The following is a 12,403-nucleotide window of genomic DNA, read 5'->3' as shown; positions in this document are numbered from 1 at the left end:
GAGCGCAAGCCGTTCTCCAACGTGAACGGCGTTGTCTCGACGAGGAAATCGCGCGGGATCTCGTAGGACTGCAGATCGGCGGATCGCGCAACGTCCTGCAGCGACTCGCTGAGCGCTGCCTTGAGCGCCTCGCCGTCGTATCGGTCGAGCGCATCCGCGGTGGGCACGATGACGGCCAGCAGGTATGAGCGAGCGCTGTTGCCGTAGACGTAGATCTGGCGCACGAGCGGGCTGTCGCCGAACGCGGCTTCGAGTTTCGAGACAGTGACGAACTCGCCCTGGGACAGTTTGAGCACGTTGTTGCGCCGGTCGAGGTAGGCGAGGTGGTCAGGGCCCAGCTCGGCCACGATGTCACCGGTCTTGTAGTAGCCATCCGCGTCGAACACGTCGGCCGTGGTCTCCGGGCGCTTGTAGTACCCGGGAAACAGGGTCTCGGACTTGAGCAGGAGCTCTCCGCGCGGATGGGGCCGGTCGGTGCGGAAGTAGCCGAGTTCGGGCACATCGGCGAGCTTGTAGTCGATGACCGGTGGCCGCGACACCTGTCCGTCGACGAAAACCGCACCGGCTTCGGTGGATCCGTAGCCGTCGGTCAGATGCAGATCGAGCAGCGACTCGACGAACGTCTTCATTTCGGCCGAGATCGGCGCGGACCCCGTCATCGCGGACACGAACCGGCCACCGAGCAGGTTCTGGCGGAGGTCGGCCAGCACATCGGTTTCTGCGGCCCAGCGGTCGGCGCCGTCGGCGGCCCGCCGGTCGACCTCGCTCTGGAACTGGCCGAAGATCATGTCCCAGATTCGCGGGACGAAATTCAACTGGGTGGGACGCACCAGCGTGAGATCGTCGAGGAACGTCGAAAGATCGCTCCTGGCAACGAAATACCCGGTACCGCCGGCGCCGAGTGTGGCGTAGAGGATGCCGCGGCCCATCATGTGGCTCATCGGCATGAAGTTCAACGTGATCGAGGGAAGCGCTTGTCCACCGCCCCACATGGCCATGCTGGACCTGCGCCACGACCCGAGGACCATCCTGCGCGGGTACATCGCGCCCTTCGGGGTTCCGGTGCTGCCCGAGGTGTAGATCAGCAGCGCGAGCTCGTTGTCGTCGCCGGAGTTGTAGGCGTCAGGAGCGGGCAGCGAACGGCCGTGGGCGAGGACGTCGGACAGCGTCTCGACCACGACGGGATCGGCCAGCCGGGCCGTTGCCGCATCCAGCGCGGCTCGGTGGTCGTCGACTTCCGCGTGGTAGTCGAAGACGACCAGCCGCTGCGGCAGATGGCCGCTGACCATGAGCTCGACTGCGTCGCCGAGGAAGTCGACGCTCGACACGACGGCGACCGGCTCCGTCTCGGCAACGATGGGCTGCAGCTGGGCGACCGGCGCGCTGGTCTGCAACGGCACGGACACCGCACCCAGGTGCAGCAGCGCCATGTCGACGGTCGTGTAGTCGATGCTGGTGAAGCCCAGGATGGCAACACGGTCACCGGGCCGGACACCCCCATGTGACAGCGCGGCGGCGACCGCCACGACGCGGTCGGACAGTTCTCGGTAGGTGAGCGTGTCGAACCGGGGGAGTAGCTGCGCCGACGTCCGTCCGGTATCGGCGTCGATGACGAATTCGACGGCGCGCTGTCCGAGTGCGGGGCGGTCGGCGTAGCCGTCGAAGACGGTTCGAAGCACCTGCGGGAGCGTCAGCTCGGGGGCTTCGATGGCTCGCGCGACGTAGTCATCAGGGCGCGCAGCGGCGAACTGCGGATCGGTGGCGAACAAGTCGGAGGTGCGGTGTGCCAGCCGTGCTTCAGGCGAATCAGACGTCATTATTAAATCCTTCGAACAATCAGGTATTGAGGAGCGCTTCGTCGCACCCGTCAAGAACATCGTTAGTAAAACTAATAGTATTCCAGCCTCCGCTGGCAATTCGCTGTGAGTACGGGTTACGCCACCGTCAACCTGGGTAATCAGCCCACGTCCTAGGAGGCATGATGACCGATACACGTGTACGGCCCCGAGGTGGACGGATGCGGATGCCCCGCAGCCGCGGCGCCATGAGCGGATTCCTGTTGATCTTGTTGGGCGCCTGGGGTGCGCTGATTCCCTTTGTGGGCCCGCTGTTCGATTTCGCGTACAGCCCCGATCGGGCCTGGACCTGGACGACCGGCCGAGGCTGGCTCGAAGTCCTGCCCGGGGCGGTGACGGCGCTGGGCGGCCTGCTGCTGCTGATGTCGCGCAACCGCGCAACCGCGATGCTCGGCGGTTGGCTCGCGGTGGCGGGCGGGGCCTGGTTCGTCGTCGGGCGCGCGCTGGCCGGCCCACTCGGCCTCGGCGACGCGGGCGTGCCGCTGGCGGCGACGGAGGCCAAGCACGTCGCGCTGGAGTTGACGTACTTCTACGGGCTCGGCGCGTTGATCGTCTTCCTGGGCGCGGCCGCGCTTGGACGCATCTCGGTGCGAAGCGTGCGCGACGTGGAGTGGGCGGATCCGGTCGCGGCGGACGCTGTCGCCGAGCGCCCGGCTCCTGCTGTTGCCGAGACGGCGGTGCCGGAGGAGCGCACCACTACGACGGCGGGCCAACCCGTGATGGCGGAGCAGAAGACCGAGGTCATCGGCCCCACCGCCGAGGCTTCGCAGCCACACCGCCGCAGCTGGCGAGACATGTTCCGGTCGCGCGGCCACGGCGGCGATCGTCTCGCGCACCGCTGACCTGATTCGATTGCGCTCAGTGGCGGCTGGCCTCTTGGGCGAGTTGAACCCTGGACCTGAGATCCAGCTTGTCGTAGACGTGGCGCAGGTGCGACTGCACGGTGCGCGGCGAGACGAACATGCGCGTGGCGATGTCTTTGTTCGACAGGCCATCCCGGACCAGGCCTGCGATCTGTAGTTCGGTCGGAGTCAACGCGTCCCAACCACAGGACGGTCGTTTGCGTTCCCCGCGGCCGCGCAGTGCATAGGCGACGGCTTCATCGGTTGACATAGCGGTGCCTTCAGCCCAGGCAACCTCGAACTCGTCGGCTCCCAATACATTTCGGATTTCATTTACCAAATCTTCCTGCGCCGTGTCGAATGCCTTGAACCGCACGAGGCCCATTCGTCGACGCGCGGCATCTGCTGCGCCGCAATGTCGCGCTGCGTCACGATGACGGCCGGCGTGACATGCCAGACCCCCGATGCACTCGAGTATGTCGGGGATGAGCAACCGACCCTCGACCTTCGCCGCGATCGCCAGCGCTTCGAAGGCGTCGGCTTCGGCTACCTCGACAGTGCCCGCAAAGAGATGAATGCGGGCGCGCGTCGTCAGTGCCATCGACAACCACCAGCCTGTGAGGGTGGGAACCGCCTCGTCCAGCCATCGGAGGGCGGCGGCTTTCTCTGCACACGCCAAGCCGATCTGCCCTAAAAACACTCTGTTGGTCATTTCGGCCGGCGGATTCATCCGCGCACGCAGCGCGTCCTGCGCCGCCTCCCATGCAGCGGCGCAGTCTCCATCTGCCAGACAGGCCGTGCCGATCATGACCAAGGCGCCTTGGTCGAAGACTCCCGCCATCGACTGGCTGGCTTCCAACGCTGCCATTCCTGCGGTACGAGCGCGTCCACCGTCGCCGCTCCAGGCGCGCAGGGTTGCTTCGCTCATCAGGCCGATCGCGGAGTCGACGGGGTCATGCGCCGATGTGGCGTCGGCGACGAAATCTGCGTTCTGTGCAATAGCACCTGTCAGATCGCCTCGAATGGCCTGGATGTTGATGAGCACCCATCGGCACTGCCGTGCATTGAAGCGGTCGCCGATCGCCTCCGCGATCTGATATCCCTCCGTGGCGAACGGACCTACCGAGACGACCTCGCCTGCCATGAACGCTCCATATGCCCGACGGCTGAGCAACAGGCTCAGCCGCCATGAATCGCCGAGCGCCCGGGCCATAGCGGTCGCCTCGTCGAAGTATGGCGTCGACAGTTCAGGGTCGTGCGCGGTGATACAGGCGCATGCGGTGAGCGCTCTGGTTGTCAGCGCGGGATCGTCGACCGTGCGCGCGATTTCCAACGCCTCGAGGGCTTGGTCGAGGCTGGCGCTGATGTCGATCCATGAGCTCAACACCGCCTTATCGGCGAGCGCTCGAGCACGGATTGCGGGCGGGCATTCGTATTCACGCTCATCGAGAGCGGCGAGTGCGGCTTCGAGCCACGCCAGCCCCTCGACGAGGCGGCCGCGAGTCAGCCACAGGGGTTGAAGTGATGATGCCAGCTCGAGAACCCTTGCCTGGTAGCCGTTCTCATGACTCCAGGTGAACGCTGACCGCAGGTTGTCGATATCGAGTTCTGCCTGCTCGATGAGATGCTCGTAGTCGTCGCGTGCGGGTGTGTCCAAGCGACTCGCCATCATGGTGTAGTGGGCGCAGTGCCGCTCCCGCACGTCCGCTGCTTCGTCGGATTCGCCGAGCTTCTCCAGCGCGTACTGCCGGACCGTCTCGAGGAGTCTGTAACGCGTTGCGCCCCTGTCGTTCTCCGGGATGACGAGGGACTTGTCGACGAGCAGACTCAGCTCGTCGAGCACTTGAAAGCGCTCCACGTCCGTGGTTCCCCCGACAGCCTGCGCCGCAGTGAGACTGAACCCGCCCATGAAGACGGCGAGGCGGCGGAACAGAACACGTTCGGGTTCGGTCAACAGCGCATGGGACCAGTCCACCGAAGCGCGGAGGGTCTGTTGACGCCTCACCGCGGTTCGCGCTCCGCCTGTCAGCAGCCGGAACCGGTCGTGCAAACTGTCGGCGATGTCGTCGAGCGACAACGCCCGGACGCGCGCCGCTGCAAGCTCGATGGCCAACGGCATGCCATCGAGACGACGGCAGATCTCAGTGACGATCACCGCATTGTCGTCGGTGACCGCAAAGTTCGGCCGGGCTCGACGTGCCCGGTCGGTGAAGAGCTCGATGGCCTCGTCGTCAATGGATAGAGACGGCACGGTCCAGTTCACTTCTCCGGTAACCAATAGCGGCTCGCGGCTGGTCGCCAGCACCGCCACCGTGGAGCAGTTGGCCAACAAGTCGTCGACGAAAGCAGCGCAGGCTTCCAGCAGGTGCTCGCAGTTGTCCAGCACCAGCAGAATTCGGCGGTCGCGGACGTAGCTGTGCAGTGTGCTGCTGATCGAGCGGCCCGGCTGGTCAGGCAAACCGAGCGCCCGAGATACGGCGACTGGAACCACTTCTGGATGGGTCACCGGCGCCAGGTCTGCGTACCAGACGCCGTCGGGAAAGCGAGACGCGACCTTTCCCGCGACTTCGACGGCGAGTCGCGTCTTACCCGCACCGCCTGCTCCGCTCAATGTCACCAGGCGGTTCTGCTCCAAGAGGGCACTGATCTCCTGGATTTGTGATCCGCGTCCGACGAACGTCGTCAGCTGCATCGGAAGGTTTTTCGTCGTAGCGCTGTACGAGGTGCGCAGGGGCGGGAAAGCGTTCTGAAGCTCGGAGTGGCAGAGCTGCGCGACTCGCACCGGCTTGGGCAGGTCGCGTAGGGCGTGACTACCGAGATCGGTCAGCCAAGTGCATTCGGGGAGCTGGTCTTCGACGAGTTCTTCGGTGACGCTGGACATCACAGTCTGGCCACCGTGCGCCAGATCCCGTAGTCGAGCCGTCTTGTTGATCGTGCGTCCGGCGTAGTTGCTTTCGTCGCGTAACTGAACTTCGCCTGTGTGCAGACCGATCCGCAACCTGATCGGCCCGAGATCCGCGCGCTGTAGAGCGAGCGCACATGCCACCGCATCGCCGGCGCGTGAAAAGGCCACGACGAAGCTGTCGCCCTCGCCTTGCTCTACCGGGCGCACGCCGGCGTGAGCAGCGACGAGGGTGTCGACGGTGGCGTCGAGTTTTGCGATGGCTTCGGTCATCACAGCGGACTGTGTTTCCCACAGCTGAGTCGAACCCTCGACATCGGCGAGTAGCAGCGTGACCGTTCCCGTCGGAAGCAGTTCGGCCATGTCAACCTCGGTCCACTCAGCTGTGCTCATGGTGCCAGCATGGGGCGATCGACATCGGTGAAACATCCGCCTAATGGCGCAGTTGTCGTCGCGTTGAGCGCAGACGCCGCGGTGTGCTGGTGACTTAGGCCCTATTTCCTGTCCGATGGGACGAGTCTCACCGCACTGCTGTGAGCTGGATGACTGAAAGCCGCCCGCCTAGAAGATAGCCTGGCTATCTAATTACCTCTGCAAATGCGCCATTGAGCTGATGATTCGTGCTGGATCGCGCCGGATAGTCGAGGAAGACGACTTTTAGGAGAGGCGAGATGACCGACAGGCCTGGCATCACTGACTCAATCGCCGCGCGCCAGAACATGGCTGCAGCGGTGTGCGAGGCGTTCGGCTTCCCTCGTGAGGACTGGCCGATGTTCGCCCGATGGGCCGCCGCCCCGTTGACACCGCACGACGAAGAGGCGCTGTACCAGTACGTGGATGTCATGATCGCCGAGCGCTGCTGGAAGCCGACCGACGACCTGTTGTCCCACCTGATCGACCTCGAGGTCGACGGCGTCGAACTCACCGCCGACGACATTCACCGCTTCGTCGCCACATTGACAACGGGCGCTCGCTAGGGCACCGCCGCGCGATTCGTGGAGCCGCACCGGCGGTGAGCGCCGCCAAGACTCCACAAATCGCGACAAACCTCAGCGGCCCGATCGCCGGCGATGGCCGCAATGGCACACTGGTCTCTTATGGTGCGCGACGCGACCGTCGCCGTCCCGTGATCACAAGACCTAACGAAAGACATAGTTGCCATGGATCTGGTCGTCTTCCTGCCCCTGCTCATCGCGCTGGGTGCCTTCATGTTCTTCGCATCGCGACGCCAGAAGAAAGCCATGCAGGCCACCATCGACCTGCACGAATCGCTCCAAATCGGGGACCGTGTGCACACCACGTCGGGTCTCGTGGGAACCATCACCGCGATCACCGACGACGAGGTCCAACTCGAGATCGCACCCGGAGTGGTGACCACTTGGATGAAGCTCGCCGTGCGCGACCGCATCACCGACGACGATTTCGATGACGTCGAGTCGGATTCGGCGGCCACCGAACTCACCGAAAGCCCGAACGCCAAGACCGACGGCTGAGTCCAAGGGCCGCCAACACAGCTGTAGCCCGTAATCTGTGCGGTGCTGACGGACCGATCTCGAGGAGACCTGAGGAAACGTGGCATCGTCTTCCCCGCCGGTGCACCCTGCCCGCTACCTGTCGCTGTTCCTGGTGTTGCTCGTCGGCGCCTACCTTCTGGTGTTTCTGACCGGCGACAGGAAGCCTGAGCCGAAACTCGGCATCGACCTGCAGGGCGGCACCCGCGTCACGCTGACCGCACGCACCCCGGACGGGTCACCGCCCACCCGCGACGCCCTGAACCAGGCGCAGCAGATCATCAATGACCGGGTCAACGGGCTCGGCGTGTCCGGGTCCGAGGTGATCATCGACGGCAACAACCTCGTTATCACGGTGCCCGGCAGCGAGAGCAGTGACGCCCGCAACCTGGGGCAGACGGCTCGCCTGTACATCCGGCCGGTCATCCACGTCATCCCCGCCGAAGGCGCGGGCCAGCAGCCGCCGACCGAAGCGCCGCCCGGCGCGCCACCGGCCGGCCCGGCCCAGCCCGGCGGCCCGGTGCCGCCAGGCGCCCCCGCTGCGCCCGCCCCGAACGGGCAACCACCCACTCCGGCCGGTCAGCAGCCGGCCCCGGCCGCCCCGCAGCCACGGCCCTATCCGCAGGAGCCGGCCCCGACACCGTCGCCCGCTCCGGCACCGGGCACGCCGACCCCGGCACCCGGTTCCCCGACCCCGTCACCGGCACCCGGCGCACCGGCGCAGAAAACGCCCCGGTCACCCGCGGACGTCCCGCTGCAGCAACGCATCGCCGACGAGAAGCAGTTGCGCCAGAGCACCGACCAGCAGATCCAGATCCTGGCCCTGCAGTTCCAAGCCACCCGCTGCAAGGAGGACGACGTCCTCGCCGGCAACGACGATCCGAACCTTCCGCTTGTCACCTGCTCCGACGACGGCACCGAGGTGTATCTACTCGACAAGTCGATCATCAACGGCGAGCAGATCCAGGACGCCTCGAGCGGCCTGGACCGGCAGCGCGGCGAGTACGTCGTTGACGTCCAATTCAAAAGCGAGGGCGCCAAGACCTGGGCGGACTTCACCGCCGCCAACGTCGGCACCCAGACCGCGTTCGTGCTCGACTCGAAGGTGATGAGCGCCCCGGAAATCCGCGAGGCGATCCCGGGCGGACGTACACAGATCACCGGCCACTTCACCCAGCAGACGGCGCGGGAACTGGCGAACGTGCTCAAATACGGTTCGCTGCCGTTGTCGTTCGAGTCTTCGGAAGCCGAAACCGTCTCCGCCACTTTGGGTTTGTCGTCGCTTCGGGCCGGCCTGATCGCCGGTGCCGTCGGGTTGGCGCTGGTGCTGGCGTACTCACTGCTCTACTACCGGATGTTGGGCGTGCTGACCGCGCTGTCGCTGGTCGCTTCGGGCGCAATGGTTTACGCGATCCTGGTGTTGCTCGGCCGCTGGATCGGCTACACGCTTGACCTCGCCGGCATCGCCGGTCTGATCATCGGCATCGGCATGACGGCCGACTCGTTCGTGGTGTTCTTCGAACGCATCAAAGACGAGATACGCGAAGGCCGTTCGTTCCGCTCGGCCGTTCCGCGCGGCTGGGCGCGAGCGCGCAAGACCATCGTCTCCGGCAACGCGGTGACTCTGCTTGCCGCGGTGGTGCTTTACATCCTCGCCGTCGGGCAGGTCAAGGGCTTCGCGTTCACGCTCGGGCTGACAACGGTTCTCGACGTCGTCGTGGTCTTCCTGGTGACGTGGCCGCTGGTGTATATCGCGTCGAAGTCGCCGACGCTGGCCAAGCCCTCGCTGAACGGACTCGGTGCGGTGCAACAGATCGCCAGGGAGCGACGAGCTGCCGCGCACGCGACGGGACGGGAATAACCATGGCGGCCAAACAGTCCTCCGACGAACAGCAGACCACTGCGGTGGAGGCGCCGGATCTTGACGCCGTGACCCCCCGGCACGGCTTCTTTGTGCGGCTCTACACCGGCACGGGTGCGTTCGAGGTCATCGGCAAGCGCAAGCTCTGGTACGCCGTCAGCGGCCTGATCGTGGCGCTCTGCCTGGCGAGCATGCTGCTGCGCGGCTTCACGTTCGGCATCGACTTCGAGGGCGGCACCAAGGTGTCGATGCCGACCGCGACGGAGTCGGGCACCGTGACCACCCAGCAGGTCGAAGACGTGTTCAGCTCGACTTTGGGCAAGAGCCCGGAATCGGTGGTCATCGTCGGCAGTGGCGCATCGGCCACGGTGCAGATCCGTTCTGAGCATCTGGACAACGACGAAACCGAGCAGCTCCGGACCGCGCTCTTCGACGCGTTCAAGCCAAAGGGCGCCGACGGCCAGCCGAGCAAGCAGGCCATCAGCGACTCGGCGGTCTCAGAAACATGGGGTGGCCAGATCACCCAGAAGGCGTTGATCGCGCTGGTCGTGTTCCTGGTGCTGGCGGCCATCTACATCACCGTGCGCTACGAGCGCTACATGGCGATCGCCGCGTTGGCCACGCTGGTGTTCGACCTGGTGGTGACGGCCGGTGTGTACTCCATCGTCGGGTTCGAGGTCACCCCGGCGACCGTGATCGGCCTGCTCACGATTCTCGGTTTCTCGCTGTACGACACGGTCATCGTGTTCGACAAGGTCGAGGAGAACACCCACGGCTTCGAGCACACGACCCGACGCACCTTCGCCGAGCAGGCCAACCTCGCCGTCAACCAGACCTTCATGCGCTCGATCAACACCAGCCTCATCTCTGTGCTGCCGATCCTGGCGTTGATGGTGGTCGCGGTCTGGCTGCTCGGTGTCGGCACGCTGATGGACCTCGCGCTGGTGCAGCTGGTCGGCGTCATCGTCGGTACCTACTCGTCGATCTTCTTCGCCACCCCGCTGCTCGTCTCGTTGCGAGAACGCACCGAACTTGTGCGCAAGCACACGCGCCGAGTGATGAACCGTCGCAAGGGCGCCTCGGCGCGCGTGGCCGACATCGCCGACGAGCAGGAGCCCGTCGGCGCCACCGCGCAGGCCAGCACCGCGCCGCCGCCGGACAAACCCGCCCCCGGCGCACGGCCGGTGCGCCCGACCACCAGCCGGACCGGTCGCCCGTCGGGTAAGCGCGACACCCGGCGGCGGTAGCGAGATGATCGGCGGCGAACGGGCGGCTTCGGCATGGCGCTGCGGCGTGCCGGCGGCCATTGTGATGCTGGCCGTGGCGCTGGTATCGGCGTGCACGCCCAGCCCGGCCGACAACGTCGACTACGCGGTCGACGGGACGCTGACCACCTACAACACCAACACCGTCGCAGGCGCCGCTTCGGGCGGCCCGCAGGCGTTCGCGCGGGTACTGACGGGATTCAACTACCACGGGCCCGACGGCCAGATCGTCGGCGACCACGACTTCGGCACCATCTCGGTCGTCGGTAGGCAACCGCTGGTGCTCGACTACGAGATCAACGCCAGCGCAGTGTATTCCGACGGCAAACCGATCACCTGCGACGACCTCGTACTGGCCTGGGCGTCGCAGTCCGGCAGGTTCCCGACGTTCGACGCCGCCAACCGCGCCGGGTACAGCGACATCGCATCGGTGGACTGCACGCCGGGCGAGAAGAAGGCACGCGTGTCGTTCGCCCCCGATCGTGGGTTCGTCGACTTCGGTCAGCTGTTCGCCGCGACGTCGATGATGCCGTCGCACGTCATCGCCGATCAGCTCGGGCTCGGCGACGGCGGCGTAACCAAGGCGATCCTCGAGAACAACGGCGCGGCAGTGGAGCGCATCGCGCAGGTGTGGAACACCGGGTGGACGCTCAAACCCGATGCCGACCTGAAGAAGTTTCCGTCGTCGGGGCCATACAAGCTGGACTCGGTGACGAACGAGGGCGCTGTCGTGCTGGTCGCCAACGACAAGTGGTGGGGCGCCAAGCCGGTCACCCAGACCGTGAAGGTGTGGCCGCGCGGCGCCGACATCCAGGAGCGCGTCAATCAGGGTGCTTTCGACGTCGTCGACATGGCCGCGGGTTCGTCGGGCACGCTGAACCTGCCCGACGACTACGTGCGGACCGACGCCCCCTCGGCCGGCATCCAGCAGCTCATCTTCGCGCCAAAGGGCGTCATGGGTGCTCCGCCGGCTCGCCGGGCGTTGGCGTTGTGCACACCGCGAGACGTCATCGCACGCAACGCCGAGGTGCCCATCGCCAATTCGCGACTCAACCCGGTCGTGGAGGACGCGTTCAGTTCGGCGGAGGCCGCCCCGGGTGCGGGGCAGTTCGTCGCCGCGAACCCGGACGCGGCACGGGCTGCGCTCACCGGCCGGCCGCTGACCGTCCGAGTCGGCTATCAGACTCCCAACGCCCGGCTCGCCGCGACAATCGGGGCGATCGCCAAGGCATGCGCGCCGGCAGGCATCACCGTGCAGGACGCCGGCGGCGACGCCGTCGGCCCATTGTCGTTGCGCAACAACGAGATCGATGTGCTCGTCGCCAGCACCGGCGGTGCCGCGGGCAGCGGGTCGACCGGTTCGTCGGCGATGGACGCGTATCAGTTCCACACCGACAACGGCAACAACCTGCCGCGCTACTCCAACCCGCAGATCGATCGCGTCGTCGCGACGCTGGCCGTCACCAACGACCCCAAGGAACTGGTCCGGCTGCTCGGCGAGGGCAGCCCGATCCTGTGGGCGGATATGCCGACGTTGCCGCTGTACCGTCAGCAGCGCACGGTCCTGACATCGAAGAAGATGTTCGCGGTCAGCAGCAATCCGACCCGGTGGGGCGCGGGATGGAACATGGACCGCTGGGTGCTCCAGCAGTGAGCGAGCAGGCCGGTCCGGCCATCTCGACGCTGATCGCGGCGATGATGCGAGAGGTGCCCGACTTCCCCGAACCGGGCGTCGCGTTCAAGGACCTCACACCGCTGTTGGCCGACGCGCACGGCTTGGCCGCGGTCACCGACGCGCTCGCCGAAGCGGCTTCCGGTGCTGACCTGGTGGCCGGAATCGACGCGCGCGGTTTCCTGTTGGGCGCCGCGGTCGCGCTGCGACTGGGAACGGGCGTCCTGGCGATCCGCAAGGGCGGCAAGCTGCCGCCGCCGGTCTACAGCGAGACCTACTCGCTCGAATACGGCACCGCGACGCTGGAGATCCCGGCCGACGGACTCGACGTCGCCGGGCGCTCCGTGCTGATCATCGACGACGTGCTGGCCACCGGCGGGACAGCTGCCGCGGCGGTCAAGTTGCTGCGACACGCCGGCGCGTCGGTGACCGGGGCGGCGGTGCTGCTCGAGCTGACCGCGCTCGACGGACGGCGCGCACTCGAGCCGTTGCCA

General features: G+C 66.3%; 9 protein-coding genes. 7 read left to right on the top strand and 2 right to left on the bottom strand.

What is annotated here, in order from left to right:
* A partial coding sequence (locus A5663_RS00695) for an AMP-binding protein (RefSeq protein ID WP_156744230.1) occupies window positions 1-1,817 on the bottom strand: 1,817 nt, incomplete at its 3' end.
* A 164-nt stretch (window positions 1,818-1,981) separates the two neighbouring features.
* On the opposite strand from A5663_RS00695, the gene A5663_RS00690 reads away from it, so the two are divergent.
* Complete coding sequence (locus A5663_RS00690; RefSeq protein ID WP_068142989.1) at window positions 1,982-2,698, top strand: hypothetical protein; 717 nt, start codon at window positions 1,982-1,984, stop codon at window positions 2,696-2,698.
* 16 nt (window positions 2,699-2,714) lie between these two features.
* Here A5663_RS00690 and A5663_RS00685 read toward each other — a convergent pair whose 3' ends face one another.
* Window positions 2,715-5,963: a LuxR C-terminal-related transcriptional regulator gene (locus A5663_RS00685; RefSeq protein ID WP_082973869.1), complete on the bottom strand. Its 3,249-nt coding sequence runs from the start codon at window positions 5,961-5,963 to the stop codon at window positions 2,715-2,717.
* Window positions 5,964-6,271: 308 nt separating this feature from the next.
* Here A5663_RS00685 and A5663_RS00680 point away from each other — a divergent pair, with 308 nt between their 5' ends.
* The 6 genes from A5663_RS00680 to A5663_RS00655 all read left to right on the top strand — a co-directional run.
* Window positions 6,272-6,577, top strand: coding sequence for a hypothetical protein (locus A5663_RS00680; RefSeq protein WP_068142985.1), 306 nt, complete (start codon window positions 6,272-6,274; stop codon window positions 6,575-6,577).
* Window positions 6,578-6,760: 183 nt separating this feature from the next.
* Complete coding sequence (yajC, locus tag A5663_RS00675; protein ID WP_068142984.1) at window positions 6,761-7,093, top strand: preprotein translocase subunit YajC; 333 nt, start codon at window positions 6,761-6,763, stop codon at window positions 7,091-7,093.
* A 79-nt stretch (window positions 7,094-7,172) separates the two neighbouring features.
* The gene (gene secD / locus A5663_RS00670) at window positions 7,173-8,972 is read left to right on the top strand and encodes a protein translocase subunit SecD (RefSeq protein WP_068142983.1); all 1,800 of its coding nucleotides are present in this window, start codon (window positions 7,173-7,175) and stop codon (window positions 8,970-8,972) included.
* A complete protein-coding gene (gene secF / locus A5663_RS00665) occupies window positions 8,969-10,219 on the top strand; it encodes a protein translocase subunit SecF (protein ID WP_369816570.1) in 1,251 nt (416 codons plus the stop codon). Before secD ends, secF begins: the two co-directional genes overlap by 4 nt.
* Window positions 10,220-10,283: 64 nt before the next feature.
* Window positions 10,284-11,891, top strand: coding sequence for an ABC transporter substrate-binding protein (locus A5663_RS00660; RefSeq protein WP_068142988.1), 1,608 nt, complete (start codon window positions 10,284-10,286; stop codon window positions 11,889-11,891).
* 41 nt (window positions 11,892-11,932) lie between these two features.
* On the top strand, window positions 11,933-12,403 hold a 471-nt coding region (locus A5663_RS00655; protein ID WP_369816569.1), incomplete at its 3' end, for an adenine phosphoribosyltransferase.

The sequence above is a fragment of the Mycobacterium sp. E740 genome (genome assembly GCF_001672895.1).
Classification (GTDB): Bacteria; Actinomycetota; Actinomycetes; order Mycobacteriales; family Mycobacteriaceae; genus Mycobacterium.
Note: the sequence above shows the minus strand (reverse complement) of the source record. Positions and strands in the feature narration are given on the sequence as shown.